This window comes from Citrobacter sp. wls708, assembly GCF_005281255.1.
GTDB classification, from domain to species: domain Bacteria; phylum Pseudomonadota; class Gammaproteobacteria; order Enterobacterales; family Enterobacteriaceae; genus Citrobacter; species Citrobacter werkmanii.
In genome coordinates this window covers 223233-239513 of sequence record NZ_SZXE01000008.1, presented here as the reverse complement: position 1 = coordinate 239513, position 16281 = coordinate 223233, and the positions used below count along the sequence as shown (strand labels likewise).

General features: G+C 53.4%; 21 protein-coding genes and 1 pseudogene. All 22 read right to left on the bottom strand.

What is annotated here, in order from left to right; translation table 11 throughout:
• Positions 1-9: 9 nt before the first annotated feature.
• The gene (locus FDW97_RS03840) at positions 10-2439 is read right to left on the bottom strand and encodes a phage tail tape measure protein (protein WP_137350669.1); all 2430 of its coding nucleotides are present in this window, start codon (positions 2437-2439) and stop codon (positions 10-12) included.
• Entirely contained in the window at positions 2432-2551 is a 120-nt protein-coding gene (locus FDW97_RS03835) for a GpE family phage tail protein (protein WP_000763326.1), read from the bottom strand. Before FDW97_RS03835 ends, FDW97_RS03840 begins: the two co-directional genes overlap by 8 nt.
• Positions 2552-2583: 32 nt before the next feature.
• Positions 2584-2865 (bottom strand): phage tail assembly protein, encoded by a 282-nt coding sequence (locus FDW97_RS03830; protein ID WP_137350668.1) that lies wholly within the window; start codon positions 2863-2865, stop codon positions 2584-2586.
• 62 nt (positions 2866-2927) lie between these two features.
• On the bottom strand, positions 2928-3446 hold the full coding sequence (locus FDW97_RS03825) for a phage major tail tube protein (RefSeq protein ID WP_023223221.1): 519 nt from the start codon (positions 3444-3446) through the stop codon (positions 2928-2930).
• 12 nt (positions 3447-3458) lie between these two features.
• The gene (locus FDW97_RS03820) at positions 3459-4646 is read right to left on the bottom strand and encodes a phage tail sheath protein (RefSeq protein ID WP_023223222.1); all 1188 of its coding nucleotides are present in this window, start codon (positions 4644-4646) and stop codon (positions 3459-3461) included.
• A gap of 129 nt (positions 4647-4775) precedes the next feature.
• Positions 4776-5300 (bottom strand): tail fiber assembly protein, encoded by a 525-nt coding sequence (locus FDW97_RS03815; protein WP_137350667.1) that lies wholly within the window; start codon positions 5298-5300, stop codon positions 4776-4778.
• A 16-nt stretch (positions 5301-5316) separates the two neighbouring features.
• A pseudogene (locus tag FDW97_RS23765) lies at positions 5317-7502 on the bottom strand (tail fiber protein).
• 10 nt (positions 7503-7512) lie between these two features.
• A complete protein-coding gene (locus FDW97_RS03800) occupies positions 7513-8043 on the bottom strand; it encodes a phage tail protein I (protein ID WP_137350666.1) in 531 nt (176 codons plus the stop codon).
• Entirely contained in the window at positions 8036-8944 is a 909-nt protein-coding gene (locus tag FDW97_RS03795; RefSeq protein WP_137350665.1) for a baseplate assembly protein, read from the bottom strand. Before FDW97_RS03795 ends, FDW97_RS03800 begins: the two co-directional genes overlap by 8 nt.
• Positions 8945-8948: 4 nt before the next feature.
• Positions 8949-9296, bottom strand: coding sequence for a GPW/gp25 family protein (locus FDW97_RS03790; protein WP_023223227.1), 348 nt, complete (start codon positions 9294-9296; stop codon positions 8949-8951).
• Complete coding sequence (locus tag FDW97_RS03785; RefSeq protein ID WP_137350664.1) at positions 9293-9934, bottom strand: phage baseplate assembly protein V; 642 nt, start codon at positions 9932-9934, stop codon at positions 9293-9295. Before FDW97_RS03785 ends, FDW97_RS03790 begins: the two co-directional genes overlap by 4 nt.
• A 76-nt stretch (positions 9935-10010) precedes the next feature.
• A complete protein-coding gene (locus tag FDW97_RS03780) occupies positions 10011-11354 on the bottom strand; it encodes a DUF4062 domain-containing protein (RefSeq protein ID WP_137350663.1) in 1344 nt (447 codons plus the stop codon).
• 37 nt (positions 11355-11391) lie between these two features.
• A complete protein-coding gene (locus FDW97_RS03775; RefSeq protein WP_137350662.1) occupies positions 11392-11859 on the bottom strand; it encodes a phage virion morphogenesis protein in 468 nt (155 codons plus the stop codon).
• Positions 11852-12319: a phage tail protein gene (locus FDW97_RS03770; protein WP_137350661.1), complete on the bottom strand. Its 468-nt coding sequence runs from the start codon at positions 12317-12319 to the stop codon at positions 11852-11854. The genes FDW97_RS03775 and FDW97_RS03770 overlap by 8 nt, the downstream gene beginning before the upstream one ends.
• Entirely contained in the window at positions 12282-12527 is a 246-nt protein-coding gene (gene lysC, locus FDW97_RS23490) for an Rz1-like lysis system protein LysC (RefSeq protein WP_079935231.1), read from the bottom strand. Before lysC ends, FDW97_RS03770 begins: the two co-directional genes overlap by 38 nt.
• A complete protein-coding gene (gene lysB / locus FDW97_RS23600; protein ID WP_137350660.1) occupies positions 12427-12840 on the bottom strand; it encodes an Rz-like lysis system protein LysB in 414 nt (137 codons plus the stop codon). Before lysB ends, lysC begins: the two co-directional genes overlap by 101 nt.
• Positions 12837-13346, bottom strand: coding sequence for a lysozyme (locus FDW97_RS03755; protein WP_024150039.1), 510 nt, complete (start codon positions 13344-13346; stop codon positions 12837-12839). The genes lysB and FDW97_RS03755 overlap by 4 nt, the downstream gene beginning before the upstream one ends.
• On the bottom strand, positions 13330-13551 hold the full coding sequence (locus FDW97_RS03750; RefSeq protein ID WP_137350659.1) for a primosomal protein: 222 nt from the start codon (positions 13549-13551) through the stop codon (positions 13330-13332). The genes FDW97_RS03755 and FDW97_RS03750 overlap by 17 nt, the downstream gene beginning before the upstream one ends.
• The gene (locus tag FDW97_RS03745) at positions 13542-13745 is read right to left on the bottom strand and encodes a tail protein X (RefSeq protein WP_001100637.1); all 204 of its coding nucleotides are present in this window, start codon (positions 13743-13745) and stop codon (positions 13542-13544) included. Before FDW97_RS03745 ends, FDW97_RS03750 begins: the two co-directional genes overlap by 10 nt.
• Complete coding sequence (locus tag FDW97_RS03740) at positions 13745-14245, bottom strand: head completion/stabilization protein (protein ID WP_000177982.1); 501 nt, start codon at positions 14243-14245, stop codon at positions 13745-13747. Before FDW97_RS03740 ends, FDW97_RS03745 begins: the two co-directional genes overlap by 1 nt.
• A 97-nt stretch (positions 14246-14342) precedes the next feature.
• On the bottom strand, positions 14343-15101 hold the full coding sequence (locus FDW97_RS03735) for a terminase endonuclease subunit (RefSeq protein ID WP_137350658.1): 759 nt from the start codon (positions 15099-15101) through the stop codon (positions 14343-14345).
• Positions 15102-15104: 3 nt separating this feature from the next.
• Complete coding sequence (locus tag FDW97_RS03730) at positions 15105-16265, bottom strand: phage major capsid protein, P2 family (protein WP_137350657.1); 1161 nt, start codon at positions 16263-16265, stop codon at positions 15105-15107.
• Positions 16266-16281: the final 16 nt, after the last annotated feature.

The following is a 16281-nucleotide window of genomic DNA, read 5'->3' as shown; positions in this document are numbered from 1 at the left end:
TCGGTCTCCTTAGTCATGCATCATGCTTGCGCGGGCTTTGGCGCGTTTCTCACGCTCATATTTTTCTAAAGCATCCTGCAAATCATTACCTAACCGACCGCCCGGCATACCGTTGCCCGGCACGTTGATTTGATAGGTTGACCGACTCTGGTCGATGTAGGTTTTACCGGCGGGTGCCGTGACTGGCTGATAGCTGTTGTAAGAGCTGATAGCCGGGCTATAGCCGTTCTGCGTCGTCGCACTAGCTTTCGCCGCGGTCTGGTCAAGCGAGCTGGATTCTTTGTTGATAACCCCGAGCTTTTCGAGCACCCAGTCAATCCCGCTTCGCAGCTTGTTAAAGGCGTTAAGCGGCATCAGCAGCGCATCAGCCAGCGCCTGACCGAACATGACACCAACGTTACGGCAACTGTTCAGCGTGTCCTGAGTCGCTTTTACCGGCGCTATCAGGTCTTTAAACCACTGCCAGACGCCGCGAAGTTTCTCCCCGAGGCCGTCAAAGACGGGTGCCAGCGGCGCGAACATTTCCCCGACCGGCGCAAAGGCGCTCATCAGCCCCTCGATAACACCACCGAAAAAGGCGCTGACAGGCTCCCAGTATTTGCGAATCAGCAGCGCGCCAGCGACAACCGCCGCCGCAACGGCCACGACCGGCCACGTAATAGCACCGATTGCGGCGACAACCCCGCCACTGATTGTCGTAAAGACAGCACCAAGTACGCCAGCAGCAGCGATGATGGCGTTAATACCGATAATAACCGGCCACGCAACAAGACCGATTGCCCCTACAACCCCCACAACACCGATAGCCGCCGCTGAAATAACCCCAAGCGTCGTCGCCAGTGATTTATTTTTTTGTATCCAGCCATCAAGTTTTAAAACATACCCGGTCGCCGTTTGTACCAGCTTACGCAAGGATGACTCTTGCTGGTCAAACAGGTCTGTTCCGACCGCCTCATAAGCTGACTGGAACTCTTTAAAGTCGCCGCCGAGGTTGTCCTGCATGACCTTGACGAGCTCAGCCGTTTTACCGTCAGATGCTTTAAGCGTGGCGGTAAGCTGGTCCAGCTTACCGCTTGAGGCTGCAGTCATTAATACAGCAGCAGCTGAGCTTGCCTCTTCACCGAATATGGTTTTCATGTATTCAGCGCGCTGACCGGTACCGAGATTATTTTTCTCAAAGCTCCGCTGCATTTCTTTCAGGATGGTAAATATTGGGCGCGTGTTCCCCTTACCATCAGCCGTTTTTACGCCGAGCTCTTTAATAGCGTCATACGCTTTTCCCGTAGGAGCCTGTAGGCGACTTAACACAGCGCGGCTCCCCGTACCCGCCATCGAGCCTGTAATTTTGGCGTCATGCAGTGCGCCGACCATTGCGGCTGTTTCTTCGATACTGACCCCGGCATTTTTCGCCACCGGCGCGGCATAGGTCAGCGCATCACTCAGGCCGTCAAAGTCGGCGGCGGTTTTGTTCATCGTCATCGACAGAACATCACCGATATGGGCGACCTTATCGTTTGAGAGCTGGAATGCAGAGCGCATCCCCATCAATAACCCGGCGTTCTCTTCCATCGTTCGACGGTTTGCGAGCGCCATATCAAGCGTCACTGGCGTAGCCGCCTGAATAGCAGCGGTATCACCACCGGCTTTTGCAATAATAATCTGAGCACCGGCAGCATCATCAGCCGACGCGGCTGTGTTATCACCGAGTTGACGCGCCTGTTTGCGGAGCGCCACCATATCAGCTGAATCTTTTTCGACGCCGAGAACAGCCTGAAGCTCAGAGTTTTTCTGAGCAAAATCATAACCGGGCTTCATTAGTGCAACACCGGCGAGAGTACCTGTTGTTGCCATACCTACTCCGGCAGCGCCCATCGAGGCGGCATTCCCTGCCAGAGCCTTCCCTGCCTGATAGCGTTTTTGTACTGCACTCAGTTTCGCCTGTTGCGCGCTGACGCGCGCCAGTGCTTCACGCTGGCGGTTAAGCTGTGCGGTTGTTTCGCTGATATTATTTTTCAGGCGGTTTTCATCATTCGTCAGGTTGCGGGTATTTATCCCCGCTTTACCGAGCTCGGCCTGTTGCCGCTTAACTGACTGCGTGAGGCTGTTATATTTCGTCTGTAACCCATCAGCCGCGCGTTTCGCTGACTCCAGCACTCTGGCCTGTGCCGCTGTTGGCCGCTCCGTGTTTTTAAACTGTACCGCCAGCGCTTCAGCTTCCTGTTTTGCTTTTTCCAGCGACTGACCGGTTACCGCCAGTTGCCCGCTGGTTTTACGAAAACCGTCGATTTTCGATGCCTGACCATTCAAATCACGCAGGGATTGCTGAGTCATGCGGATATCACCAGACAGCGATTTACTCGCCGTCTGGATCGCTTTAAAGGGTCGGGTCGCCTGGTCGACAGCTTTCAGCAGCACTTCGAGTTTGAGGTTATTACTCATTCGTGTTTCCGCTTCGCTGTAGCGCTTTTTCGCGCCAGTTGACGAGCTCGGTCAGGCTCATGGGATAAAGGTCTGATGGCGACCAGTGGAAAATGACCGCTATGTCAGCCATCAGGTCATCGACCGAGAGTTTTTTCGGGAAGGTTACGCCCCCGAACTCGGTGACAAAAAACCGACCACCTTACCGGCAAACGACAGCAGGTCGGGCAGCTCCAGCGCGGCGGCTTCCTGCTCGGTCAGCGACGGCATGGTCATGCGTGGCAGCACTTTAATCAGCGCATCGACGTCAGAATTTGCGACTGATGCCAGGCTAACGCCGCGAAGGGTTCCGGCACACGGCTTTAACAGGGTGATGTCGGTAATAACCTGTTCACCGCGCTTGATGGGTTTAATCAGAGTGACGATATTTTCGTTAGTTTTTTCCATGATATTTCTCGTTAAATTCAGGTTTCAGGATGCCCGGCCAGCCATGCTGACCGGAACAATAATTACAGGCCGATATTCTGTCGGTGTGCCTCGAGCATGTCGGTACCGTTCACCATTTCGACGAGGTTCACGGTGTCAATTTCGACCATATCTTTACCGTTGAGGGTCAGCTTGTAGTACGAGCACTCGAGCGAGATTTTCGACTCAGTGTCCTCGCCCTGCTTGGCTTCGCCGAGGTCGATTTCTTTCTGACGGCCACGAAGAACAACCTCAACCGGCACGGTCTCGCCGGTGTCATCACGCTGGTAAGACCCTGCAAAACGTAGCGGCACGGAGGCCGTACCGGTGGCGGCATATAACGACCAGACAGCATCATCAGGAAAACCGCCGAGCGAGATTTCAGCCGACAGTGCATCGTCATCGAGGCCAAGGTCAACCGAGGCTGAGCCATTCATCCCGCCGCCGCGATACTTCTCGAGCTTGCGGGTTAATTTTGGCAACGTGACGGACTGCACGACGCCGAGATAACTCACCCCGTCGATAAACAGGTTCATGAGTTTGAGCTTGCGCGGTAATGCCATTTGTCAGGCTCCTTATTTGCTGTTGACGGACGAGATAAGATTCGCCAGATATTTATCGGTGATGCGCTGGCGTAAGGTCAGGTGCTCGAGTGGTGGCACGGGCGTATAGTCATAATCGATAAACAGTTTCCCGGCTTTCAGGGATTCTTTGCTGTTGGCCTCTTCGTCAAACCAGCACGTCGCATCGATGATGTAACCGCCGCTTTTCAGCTCGCGGAATTTCGCGTTGATGCCGTCGATAATGTCGCGAATCAGTGTTGCGGTAATGGGCTTATCGTTCGCCCACATATGCCCCTCGGCCATTGTGTCGGCGATGACCTGTGCCGTGCGGGTGTAGTTCTCAAACTGAAACAGCGGGTCATCAGAGCAATTACGGTTACCCCAGAAGCGGAAGCCATCAGAACGAATCAGCGTGGTAACACCGGCCTCATTCAGCAGGTCGGCATCGGTGCCTTTTTCCTGCAAATCCCAGAAGACGGACGCGCTGATACCGGTGACCTCATTGACTCCGACGTTTGACAGGGTTTTGTGCCAGCCGGTGTCATTGTCAATTTTGGCGCGCAGACCCAGCGCGATGGCGGTCGCGTAGCTGGTCGTTGTGGCGCTGGCCGTGGTATCCCATCCGAGGAACTCAGGCCAGATAATCATGAGTTCGCGCGCGCTGAAATTCTCACGATAGGCAATGACGTCAGAAATGGTTTTACAGCCCCACGCGCTGACATAGGCGAAAGCGCGCAGTTTCTGAGCCACGGAGACAAGCGCGGTCGCCACCTCCTGAGTATCGAGACCCGGCACACCGAGAATACGGGGCTTCACGCCGGTGACCGCTTTCGCCGTTAACAGCGCTTTCAGCCCGGTGTATTTGCCGTTCTCATCCGTGGTGCCGATGATGTTAGAAATGGTTTGTGCCTGTGCCTCTTCGTCGTCGCCGGTACCCTCTGCGACACGCACGACAACAACAACCGGTTTTGACTGGTTAGCGATGAGCTGTAAGGATTTTTTAAGGGTACCTTTAGTACCGGCTTTTGCGATGGCGCTTTGTGGGTTGGTAATCAGCACCGGCTCATTGAGCGGAAATGCCCCGGCGTCAGCATCGCTGGCCGTGCAGACCATGCCAACAACCGCTGTGGATACCGTCGAGATTGTGCGGGTGCCGTCGTTAATTTCGACGACCTCGACACCGTGATGATAATCACTCATCCGTTTAACTCCGTTAGTTGGGGTGAGTGATATTGTCGGGTGTACGTTTACAGGGGGCTATTTGTCAGGGTTGGATAATGTCTGGCACAACCGACCAGAGAAAAGACAGCGGGTTTTCACCCGCTTTTATCATGCCGGAGCATCAGGCCAGTTAATTTTTGGGGCAGCACTCAGATCCAGACGACGTAACGCAGTACGATAAGCACGTAATTCCGTAAGTTCTTTTTCTTCATCGGCTGAAATATCACTATCCTTTTGTGCATCCTCCAGCCAGTCAATACGCGCTGTCACATCAGCCATACGACTGTTACGTTCCGTTTCAGCGTCCGCCAGATAGTCGCGAATTTGCTGCAATTTACCGTCTTTATAAAACCAGTAGTCCCCCAACGTGACGCGCAGGTTAGCTTTAGTTGCCGGAAATTCAACAACGCTCAGGTCACGTGGGTAAATGCTTGAAACATCCTGGCTGATACTGCGAATAATACCGGCTTCGTCATAGGCCACTTTCAGCGTATCGGGTGAAAAGCTGGCCTGAGATTCATACCAGTCACGACCGTCCTCAGAAATAAAAAATTCGGCGCTATGCTCTTTCATCAGAAACAGGCTGTATTCATCATCCGGCGTGTAAATTTTCAGGTTTTTAAGATGCTGCATTTCATCCTCCACAATTTTAAGCGGTCACATTAATCCAGGTGCCGTTGATATTTTTCTGAACATACCGGACATACAGACCACCAACGTTGGAGCTACCGCCAACCATCCAGATTGAAGTTGCAAACGCGCTGTCATTGCTGGACCATCCGGCCCCGTCCCAAAACTTACGCTCCTGCGGGGCGCTGACACGTATATTCTGCACATAGCGGGCATCAGACTCTGCTTTTGTGTAAGCCTGACCCGCTGGTGTGAAATTACCTTTGGGTTGAAAGGTGGCGGCAAGATAATCCCGCAACCAACCACCCCACATAGTGCCGTATACGTTACCGTCCGCTGCCAAACGAACAGCGCCGTTAGCCGCCTGAATTTCACCCGTGGCAATGCAATTTCCATTAATTTTTAGCGGTTTCAGGCATTCAATGAGGCTGGAAATAAACCGCATAACTAGCGCTGAGTTTGCGTAGACATTCAGGATTCCATCGCCTTCCTGTTTGAAGCCGGTATCGTTATCACCAAGAACGATTGAGTTACCGCCGAGGGCGTTCGCCACTCCAATTCCCAGCGAGCCGTTTAACGTGCCGCCAGTGATTGGGAGCGCACCTATCTCAGATGCACCGGGCTTATTTTGGGTATTGTATTCACGCGCCCACGGCGTCCATCCTCCGTTGCTGTATTGACTGCGTGACCAGATTCGTGAGCTGTTATATACATAATAAATCTGCGTAATACCGGCGCTTCTCAGCACAATGAGCGCCCCTGCATTATTCTCCGGGTAGTTTAGTGCAGAGCTTGTATTAACATTCATTCCCTGAAAGTACAGACCTGCTGTTTTGAAATCATTCAGATTCTGACCAGCGTCAATTCCGATAGCCTGCCCGTTAAAAATATCCTGCGAGGTGATGTTGATATCACCGGTAAGCGCCTTTGCGTTTACTTTTCGCCCGGACGGCACACGTCCATTCGCATTATCATTCGCGGCTTTTACTGCCTTTGGGGTGGCGGCAAGTAACTCAGACTCGCTGTTGGTGTCGCTGCTGAGTTTAACAATACCTTTCTGCGCCGTGGTCGCGTCCTGAGCCGTATATTTACCACTGGCAAGGTCATACGCCGCCTTGACCGCTTTCGGCGTCGCGGCGAGCGTTTTAGTGCAGAGCTTGTATTAACATTCATTCCCTGAAAGTACAGACCTGCTGTTTTGAAATCATTCAGATTCTGACCAGCGTCAATTCCGATAGCCTGCCCGTTAAAAATATCCTGCGAGGTGATGTTGATATCACCGGTAAGCGCCTTTGCGTTTACTTTTCGCCCGGACGGCACACGTCCATTCGCATTATCATTCGCGGCTTTTACTGCCTTTGGGGTGGCGGCAAGTAACTCAGACTCGCTGTTGGTGTCGCTGCTGAGTTTAACAATACCTTTCTGCGCCGTGGTCGCGTCCTGAGCCGTATATTTGCCACTGGCAAGGTCATACGCCGCCTTAACCGCTTTCGGTGTTGCGGCGAGCGCCTCAGACGTGCTGTCTGTCGCGCTGCTGAGTTTAACGATACCTTTCTGCGCCGTGGTCGCGTCCTGAGCCGTATATTTGCCACTGGCAAGGTCATACGCCGCCTTGACCGCTTTCGGCGTCGCGGCGAGCGTCTCAGACGTGCTGTCTGTCGCGCTGCTGAGCTGCACAAAGCCTTTTTCTTTCAGCGTGGCGTCAGGATGATTGCGGGACCGCTCATGCTCTGCCAGTTTGTCGTCGACATACTCCTGCGTGGCCATCACCGTAGTCGCATCAATGGACAGCTCCACCGAGGCGATACTGCTGACAATAATCACCATGCGACAGGTCTGCGCACGCCCTGAGCCCTCAGCCAGTTTTGGCTTGTAGCTTTCGGCCATATTGGCGACAGCTATCAGAGCGCCCTCATCGTCATAAAGACCGAGCTCACGCATCCAGAAACCGCCCACTTCAGGCGGGATAACCAGCTCGGCCACAATGTAATTGCTGTTTCTGCTGTCCTGGCTAATTTTATTCAGCGCATGACGCCATACCTCATTAATGAGCTTTGTCTGACCGGCGTTCGGCTCCGGCAGCGTACCGCCGCCATCACCGACGGCCATCACCGTAATATTGACTTTTTTACCACCCGGCACGGTGGCCGCTGCCAGTTTTTCAGCTCCGGCAGTGGTGATAATAGTTTTAAATTTCGTGCTCATTATTCCTCACTTATCCGGGGTAAATCGTAATAATATCGCCGTCACAGCTCACACCGCCGGTATACATAAAACCGGGAATGTCCTGGATAATATTCAGGCCAATCAGATGACGACTGGCGGGTTTTGCATCCTCAATTAACCGATCCATTTCTAAATACATTTCCTCAGTGATGCCGCTTTCCAGTACGCCAATATCAAGACGAAATGTGCCCGCCGGGTCACCGGTCTCCCACCATTCCGTCACGTTGATGATGTAGCCGAGCGGTTCAATAACGCGCCGGACCGCGCCTATCGTCCCTTTGCGGCAGTGAATGAAATACGCGCTGCGAATAACATCCCGCTTTGTCTTTTCCGGCCAGTTCTCATCCCAGCGGTCAACGGAAAACGCCCACGCCAGCCACGGCAAAAGGTTTGCAGGACAAGAATCAGGGCTCCACAGACGACGCAGCGGGACGGGAGTGTTTTCGATATCCGCGCATGCACGTGCCGCCGCCACCTCAAGCGGCGACGAGCCAACCGGCAACAGCCGCGCATTACTCATCAGAGCCCCCTATCGCAATGTGATAATCACTGCAAAATGACGCCTGAGTTTTATTAAGCACAATGTCAGCGACCGGCGCGGAAAGTTCGACACGCTGGATCCCTTCAACATGCAGCGCGGCATAAATGGCCGAGAGCCGAATGTCCCGCCCGAGCCGGTGCTGTGCGCTGATATAGGCTTTTAGTTTCGCTTCAGCCGCCGCCCGGATGGGCTCACTTTCCGGCCCCGGATAGATAAAAATCGTTGCCCGAATCTGGTAATCAACAATATCAGCTGACTGAACTGTCACACGGTCAGCAACCGGTCTGACATTCTCATCATTAAGTGCATTACGCACGACTGTCAGGAGTTCATCGGATGCGGCACCATTATCATGTCGGGAGAGCACCGAAATCGTCACACAGGCTGGCGACGGGCTGATAACTGAAATATCCGCGACTCGCCCGTCAGCGCTGCGACCATGAAATTCATAGGCACCCGTTGAGCCCGCCACACTCATCCCTTCAAAAGCCTGCTGGATGCGAAGACGAAAATCAGAGTCTGATTCCATCACCGCCGCCACCGGGGGAATTGCCGATTTATCAGCAGGTGTGATAACCAGCCGTTCGACGTTGAAGTTTGCGCCGATGACGTCAAGGTCGTTGCCCTCTGCGTAAGCCAGCGTAACCGCCTTTGCCGCATTATTTACACGCTGACGCCAGATAACCTCCCGATAGGCGTTTTCTTCCAGGTACTTCACCACCGGCTCAGACTCAAGGGCGAGCGTCCGGGCAATGGCGTCCTGTTGGTCTTCAGGATAAAGAGACACGAATGTCGCCTTACGCTCAGCAAGGATGGTTTCAAAATCCAGCGTTTCCACCACATCAGGTGCGGGGAGCTGGCTCAGGTCGATGGTTGCCATAAATTCAACTCACAGGGATAGTCAGTGACAGGGTTTTGCCGGTGTCCCGGGTCTCGCCGGTCAGTTCAACAATCATCTGACCGTTAAACTGACGTTCTACCGTCAGCGAGCTGATGCTGATGCGCGGCTCCCACTTCAGCAGCGCCATATAACAGGCGCACATAATTTGCAGCCTCAGCGCGTCGGTCTGCGGCATATCAATCAGGGAGAACAACAGCGAGCCATAATCGCGGCGCATCACGCGAGAGCCGACCGGCGTTCGCAAAATATCGCCACAACTCTGACGGATATGATCGGCGTCAGTGATGGTGCGCCCGGTCTCTCTGTTCATACCGATATATCGGGTCGTCATTTCGTGTCCTCCGTCCAGGCTCCACCTCTTTGCACACCGCCGTGACCGTGGTCATCGACCTGCACGCCATTTGATTTAAACGTACCGTCGGAGTGTTCGATGTTTCCGCGCATGGTGCCGCCTTGTTGTACCTCAAGCGTCGCCGTCGTCAGTTTGTTGGTGCAGACCACTTCCGGGGTGTCGAGGGTGATGCGGGTCTCGGCTTTCACCGTCACCAGCGGTACCGTCGCGGTGATGGAATCCGACGCCGTAACGTCTGCGGTTTTAATGCCGCTCACAGTCAGCGCGCCGGTCTCCGGCTCGTACTCGATAACAGCCCCGTCAGGAAAGGTGATGTGAAAAGCATCAGCCGACGCCGACGGCGCGGGGTGGTCATCGGAGAAAATACCGGGCAGCACAAAAGCAGTGTCGAGCTCACCACCGACGGCCAGCAGTAAAACCTGCTCACCCACAGACGGAGCCCACCAGACACGTGAGCGACCTGCGCGCGTGGTCAGCCACTGAAGCCAGTCGGTAACAATGCCGCCAGTCTGGACGCGACAGCGCCCGTCATCGATGTCAACTTCGACGACGACGCCGGTGCGTATCAGGTTGCGAAGGAGGCGTAAAGCGTCCTGAAGAGTTGCGCGAGTATTCATACAAGGAAGGATGCCGCCCGGTGCTCTGGACGGCAATTGATGCGGGTTTTACCAGATATGGCACAACATACAAAAACTAGCTGGCGGTAACTGTAACCTGACGAGAAAAAACAACAGGCTCCTTCAATTGCTCACATATAATTTTAAAATTAATAACTCCAGAGCCAATCGTTAAGGGAATGATGACTATTTCTTCATACTCAACAGTTAAGCTCTGTAACACTTTTTTCGCACGCAACGTGATTTTATGGTCCTCTTTCATAACCCACTCATCTTGGTTAACTGTTCCTAAATCAGCTATTCGATTAATTATTGCTGGCACTTCGAAACGAGGGTTAGCTATTGCTATCGATGTCTCATCAAAAATACCCATCCTAAAATTTTCGAGTGACATTAAAGCACTGAGTCTTTTTTTATGCTTACTTATTGGGGACTCAGGGATTTTTAATTTCGGCTCTTTTATAAAGAAGTCTTCATTAGAACCTTTAAGCACTATTAGAAACTCAGGAAAATCAATCTCAACATAAACATTTGACGCAAAAGTTCTCCCGTTATTTCTTAAAACGGGCTTTACTGTAATTGCATTGTTTTTGTAATTACAGTGCAATCTCATTTTTTTATTATATAAATCCACCTCTTTATCAGTAGGCAGTGAAGAGTTATATGATTCAATCTCATCAATGGTGATAGTGTCCTTCAACTCAAGAGGTACCGCTTCCTTGCATAATTGTGGAAGGTACTCTTGATAAGTCGACTCTGCATCCACCGTCAAAGTTAAGTCATTATCAATCATGCTCAGTTCTAATTGAGGTGCATCGCTATGTAATTGGCTTTCATATTCGCGGACTTTTTCCCTTAGTTTTCTATTCTCATTAGATAGCTCAGCCAACTCGGCGGTAATCTCTTTAGATGCGACCTGGTCACCGCGCACCCACCCTGTTCGTGGATTCCGTCGCATTACTTTTGGTAAGGCAATAGCAACCTTCGTCGCTAACTCATCAATTGTCTCCCAAAAATCACACATTTTGTTAGCTTTAGCTTTTTCAATAAAAGCATTTAGTTGCTTTTCTTTTTGAGGGTCACTTTCTCGCTCATGTGGTTTTGTTAAAACGTCCCTCCCTCTAATAAATGCCAACACCGGTATATTTAATGATTTAGCATAGTTATATTCCATTTCAGTATAGCTAATACCGTCTTTAGAAACGGACCCGTATTTATGCCCAATGATAATCACATAATAATCACTAGCATCAATAGTCTCCTTTATTATATCCCACTGTTCAGAGTCATCAGCACTAAACATCTCCATGCCAACTGGAAAGTGGTATAAACTAAGGACCGTTTCTATGATTTTTTTGCGAGCATCAATTAAATCGACATATGTAGAGCTCACAAATACTTGATATTTTTTATTTTCCATAACACCCTCACTTGTATAGAAAATAAAATACATAAAATCAATCAATAGATCTAGCCGCCTCAGCTAAAGAAACCATAATTATGTCATGAATCATATTTTTTGATTCATGATCAAATCCGATAAGCGTTCGGGCATCGTACTGCACCGGCGCACTGTTTCGCCCTGGCTTATCTTTGAGACCGTACTGATGCACATTCGCCATTCGTTGTACCTTGCCGGTAAATTCCACGACCGCCGCGTCATTTCCCGCTGAGGCTTTCATAAAGCGACTGGTACGGAGTTTGGCGAACATTTCCCGCTTAACCCGGCCTTTTTTGGCTTTTACCGGCTGGCGCTTTCGGGCGGCGTAAGGTGTGCCGTCCGGTGCTTTCTGCGTTTTAATCCGGCGCTGTTGACAGGCTCGCAGAGTCTTCGCGATATCTGCGGCCATTCTGCGACGGGCAGAAGGTGACAGCGCCGCTATCAGCCCCGCGAGCTTATCGTCAAAGGGTTTAAAGTCATTCATGCCAGCGACTCACGAGCTCACCGTTAACATACAGCTCAACCGGCCGGGTAACGGGTTCCGGCGGCTGCGGCTCTTCAGCCTGTTCGACGTGAAGCTTATCCCCCTGCTCTTTAACGAGGGTGCGCTCGGTCAGCATCAGGCTGATACTGACATCAACGCTGTCGTTGTCGTTGATATCGGCAAAATAGGTGAATCCCTTTTTACGCCCTTCATCGGTCGTCATAATGTCAGCCTGATGGATGCGCAGCCACGCCTGAATCGGAACGAGTAACAGCTCGATATCATCCGTGAAATCGGTCACCACCACATTAAGCGTGTACCGGTTCTCAAACGACAGCGACGTCGCCAGCGTCGAGGCAAGATTCCCGTTGTCGATAAAGACACGCATCATATCGGGGTTTCGTGCCAGCACCGGCACGGCATCAGTTAAGGCTTTTCGCAGACTCTTCGGCTTGTACATCGATTTTATCCTGACAGTTTTTCACGGTTCTGACCTGTAGCGCACAGCGCTCGAGGGCGCTTTCGAGCTGGCGTATATCCGCGCTCAGGTCGCCATTGGTGGTCGGGTCACTTCCCGGCATCGGACAAAGACTGACCCTCGGGCATGCGTTGTAGACAATCACCGGCGTCGGCACAGGCGGCGCGCTGGTGCAACCGGCGCACAGCATCAGGTAAATCAGCGCTATACCAGCGGCGAAGCTGTTCATTTTCATTGAGTAACCTCGTAATGGTCTGTTCCCGGCGTTGCGCCCGCGCTCCGGCATCGATGAGCTCACCGCGCAGTAAGACCTGAGCGGTCTCATTTTCCCCACGGATACGGGAGGCCGTTTTAAGCTGGCTTTTCAGCATGGTAATCACCGTTTTTTGTTCACCGGCGACCTTGTTCGCCCGTTCAAAGGAGCGGGTCAGACTGGTGTTTTCGTGGCGCATCCAGAGCAGCCCGGCCACCGCCAGCACTAACAGCACCATCATCGTTTTCATTTCGCCCCCTTCAGGCAGTAGGTGCGCTCGCGAAAGCGGCGATTTTCGAGCCCGGTATTACGCTCACCATTCACAAACACCCAGCGGGTGAGCTGGTCACAGGCTTGCCACCATTGCCGGTGTTTCAGGTGATACACCAGCGTTGAGCGACAGGCCGCGCCGGTACCGACGTTAAAAGCGAAGCTGACCAGCGCGTCATAGACGGCGGGTGGCATTTCAACAGGCACACAGACCGCGAGTCGTTTCTCGACGTTCAGCACATCAGCGACCAGATTCGCGGCGGCTTCCTTCTCGGTGATATCCCGTTTCGGTACCACCCCGGCAGTGTGGCCGATGCCTGACGTCCACACGCCCGCGCTGCACTGATAAGGGCGCAACCGGCAACCCTCGAGGTCGGCAATCAGCGCGAGCCCCTCCGGCGAGGTGTGAAGCAAACGAAAATCAGGCACCAGTGCCGCCAGCGCCAGCACGACGGCCACACTGCAACGTTTAACGAATGAGCCCACGAATAACCCCCTTATCAATCCCCATCGAGACGAGATAGCGGTATTTCTTTCGCTGGTACCAGAAGTTAACCAGCGCGGTAAAAATGGCGCAGCTTCCCCCGACATAAAGCGCGACCCGTTCCGGTGTCTGCGTACCGAAATACGCCAGCACCACTGACAGCCAGTAGGTCAGAAAGGTTGTGATTTTATCCACAGTCAGTCCCATAAATTCACGGTCTCCGATACCGGTGCGGCGTCGACTTCAGGCAGACTGACCGCCGTGCCATGTGGCAGGACGACACCCAGCTCAGCGAGCCCCGGATTAGCCAGCAATACCGCCTCGACCACACCTTCAGTGCGCCCGTAATGGCGCTGACATAACGTGTCGAGCGTGTCGCCCTGATGCGCGATGACGTTCATCAGATTTGCCCCACGATGCAGCGCGCTTTGTCCTGGATACGGGCAACCGACCAGCGCATGTCACGCCACATTTCATCGATGGTGTCATCGATGCTGTCGGCCTTTTTGTCACCTTTGGCGCTGGCATCAACGCCCCGGTAACGCTCGTACAGCGTCGCGGTCGTCATCGAGCAAACAGCGTTGAAGTAGTGAAAAACCCGCACACTTTCGCCGTCGAGCTCATCCGTCGGCACATCCTCGAGGCGCTGATAACCGGCGGCGAGCTGAAGGTCGCGCCAGTCGGTTAACTCGGCGTTGGTCTCGGCCATCGCGGTTTTAATCGCCCGGCGCAGACGCACCGGCGTCACGGTCTGCTCGAGGCGCATTTCTTCGCGCATGCGCTTCGGATCAACATCCGGGAAAAAGGCCGTGTTTTTAATCACCGGCTCGTCGACCGGCACCGGCGGGATGACCATCGGGTCGCGCTGTTGCGCCGGGTTATTCATCACAATCATGGTCATGAGTACCTCAGTAAATAGGTGGGCGGTGGACGCCGGTCGCAGTTACGGTGAATCACCGACATTGACCAGCGTGCCGCCCGGCGCGGGGCGCGTTCTGTTAACCGGCGACTTTCTTCGGGCGTCCGCGCCCTCGTTTCACCGGTGAATCTTGTTTTTTCGCAGGTGCCTTTTTCTCGGCTTTCGGCGCTGTTTTTTTGACGGCGACCGGTTTCGGGTTCAGCTCACGAGTGAGGGTCTCAATGTCTTTTCTTACCCCGGCGTTGGTGTCGAGCTGTAAGGCGCGTTGCAGGTGAGAAAGCGCATTCTCAGGCTGACCGGCATCACGCAGGGTCAGACCGGTGACCTTATGCAGCCGGGCGCGTACTTCGTCAGGCATATCGGCCTCAGCAGTCAGCCCGATGACGCAAAGGAGTTGCGCAGCGTCGACCGGCTTCCCGGCAATTCGGGCGCGGGTTGCCGCGAGTGCGACCTCTTCGGCCAGCATGTAAGGTGTGGTGCGGGAATGATTTTCCGGCATCGACAGGCCGAAACGCAGCGCATAGCGCGCAATCTCAATCGCACCGGTGATATCCCCCGCATCAAGACGCCAGAGCATCACCGTCATCAGAATGTCATCCTGTGCGCCGGTGCCGCTTTCCAGTACGCCAGCGACCCACGGCAGGTACAGCGGGAGTAATTCGCGTTTTTTATCCGCTTTGCGTTCTTTAGAACGAATTGCTGATAGCGTCCGGCGGTCTGCGGCCAGCTTGACGAGCATTTGCTCGTAAGGTGAGGCATGACGCAGCGGGGCGTTATCCCGCTGCGATGCCCTGACAGCCGAGACCCGCATCGCGTGACGCTGTGCGGGGGTTGCCATCGGTTATGCCTCCGTGCCGTCAGTGGTGCTGGTTTCAGCCGGTGCGCTGCCTGTCAGAGACTGCATCGCTTTGACCATTGCCGCCGCGAAAACTTCCGCGCTCACTGGTTCAGAGGTGGCGGGTTCTTCCGGCTCGAGGATCTCGATATTTTCAATCAGGCAACCGGCCTCGTAGTCCTCGATAACGAAATCGACTTTGACCTGTTCGTAGTTTTCCACCTGGTCGAGTTTCGGATTTTCGACGATGTGGCGGCGGTGGCCGTCCTCGTACAGATAAATCGAAATGTTATCCAGCGTTGTAATGAAAACGCTGTTTGCCGGGAAGAACGGCGCGCGCACCGCCTGAAGCTGACCGATGGTTTTCTGGCTGATAATCAACTCACCGGCGAGCTGTTCGCTGTTCGCCTGGAATTTGTTAATCATCGGGAAGTATTTGTCGGTCAGGATACGGCGACCACAGATGACCACCATTTCCGGGTTTTCGCGGTGAATTTCCGCGACCAGTGACTCAAACGCATCCATAACCAGTGCGTCGAGGTTGGCGTAATGCCCACCTTTACCCACTTTGATGGTGTTCGAAATCACGGTACCGTCAGCGTCGGTGATGCTGGACATCACACGCTCAGGCGCGTCGTTGCGGTATTTCTGCAACCAGCCGACAGCCACATCCTGAAGTAACGGGTTTTTGCTACGGTCAGACGTCGCCGCCCGGCTCACGCCGTTAAAGCCGATGGTGATGTAATCCAGCGCCTGACGCTTGATGATGGCGTTACGGATCCGGATCTGGAAATCCTGAAAACGCGCCCACAGGTCGAGCTTGTTGTACTTCAGGTGATAGTCGAAGTTCACCGGATGACAGAAATAGCGGTACGCATCCATTTTCGCGAAATCAGCGGTCTTACGCTCGACGCCACCGTCGGTATCAGCGGTGCTGGCAATGGAGCCGGTCACATCGATACCGACTTTTTCCTCGGTCAGCTCGCCAACCGTCACCATATTGATGAGCTTCAGGAAGCTGGATGATTGCTGGATTTTGTCAAACAGGGTCTGCGTCACCGACGGCTCGACGGTGAATTTTTTGTTAAGGTCACTGACCTCGATGCCGTTCAGCTCAGCGATACGGCTCAGGTACTGATTGAATTTAAAACGGGTGTCTTTACGCATGGCGTTTCTTTTCCTT

Bases quoted from the DNA above. Each gene is read 5' to 3' on its own strand.
- FDW97_RS03840 (WP_137350669.1), bottom strand. From the start codon at position 2,439: ATGAGTAATAACCTCAAACTCGAAGTGCTGCTGAAAGCTGTCGACCAG.
- FDW97_RS03835 (WP_000763326.1), bottom strand. From the start codon at position 2,551: ATGGCTGACATAGCGGTCATTTTCCACTGGTCGCCATCAGACCTTTAT.
- FDW97_RS03830 (WP_137350668.1), bottom strand. From the start codon at position 2,865: ATGGAAAAAACTAACGAAAATATCGTCACTCTGATTAAACCCATCAAG.
- FDW97_RS03825 (WP_023223221.1), bottom strand. From the start codon at position 3,446: ATGGCATTACCGCGCAAGCTCAAACTCATGAACCTGTTTATCGACGGG.
- FDW97_RS03820 (WP_023223222.1), bottom strand. From the start codon at position 4,646: ATGAGTGATTATCATCACGGTGTCGAGGTCGTCGAAATTAACGACGGC.
- FDW97_RS03815 (WP_137350667.1), bottom strand. From the start codon at position 5,300: ATGCAGCATCTTAAAAACCTGAAAATTTACACGCCGGATGATGAATAC.
- FDW97_RS03800 (WP_137350666.1), bottom strand. From the start codon at position 8,043: ATGAGTAATGCGCGGCTGTTGCCGGTTGGCTCGTCGCCGCTTGAGGTG.
- FDW97_RS03795 (WP_137350665.1), bottom strand. From the start codon at position 8,944: ATGGCAACCATCGACCTGAGCCAGCTCCCCGCACCTGATGTGGTGGAA.
- FDW97_RS03790 (WP_023223227.1), bottom strand. From the start codon at position 9,296: ATGACGACCCGATATATCGGTATGAACAGAGAGACCGGGCGCACCATC.
- FDW97_RS03785 (WP_137350664.1), bottom strand. From the start codon at position 9,934: ATGAATACTCGCGCAACTCTTCAGGACGCTTTACGCCTCCTTCGCAAC.
- FDW97_RS03780 (WP_137350663.1), bottom strand. From the start codon at position 11,354: ATGGAAAATAAAAAATATCAAGTATTTGTGAGCTCTACATATGTCGAT.
- FDW97_RS03775 (WP_137350662.1), bottom strand. From the start codon at position 11,859: ATGAATGACTTTAAACCCTTTGACGATAAGCTCGCGGGGCTGATAGCG.
- FDW97_RS03770 (WP_137350661.1), bottom strand. From the start codon at position 12,319: ATGTACAAGCCGAAGAGTCTGCGAAAAGCCTTAACTGATGCCGTGCCG.
- lysC (WP_079935231.1), bottom strand. From the start codon at position 12,527: ATGCTGTGCGCCGGTTGCACCAGCGCGCCGCCTGTGCCGACGCCGGTG.
- lysB (WP_137350660.1), bottom strand. From the start codon at position 12,840: ATGAAAACGATGATGGTGCTGTTAGTGCTGGCGGTGGCCGGGCTGCTC.
- FDW97_RS03750 (WP_137350659.1), bottom strand. From the start codon at position 13,551: ATGGGACTGACTGTGGATAAAATCACAACCTTTCTGACCTACTGGCTG.
- FDW97_RS03745 (WP_001100637.1), bottom strand. From the start codon at position 13,745: ATGAACGTCATCGCGCATCAGGGCGACACGCTCGACACGTTATGTCAG.
- FDW97_RS03740 (WP_000177982.1), bottom strand. From the start codon at position 14,245: ATGACCATGATTGTGATGAATAACCCGGCGCAACAGCGCGACCCGATG.
- FDW97_RS03735 (WP_137350658.1), bottom strand. From the start codon at position 15,101: ATGGCAACCCCCGCACAGCGTCACGCGATGCGGGTCTCGGCTGTCAGG.
- FDW97_RS03730 (WP_137350657.1), bottom strand. From the start codon at position 16,265: ATGCGTAAAGACACCCGTTTTAAATTCAATCAGTACCTGAGCCGTATC.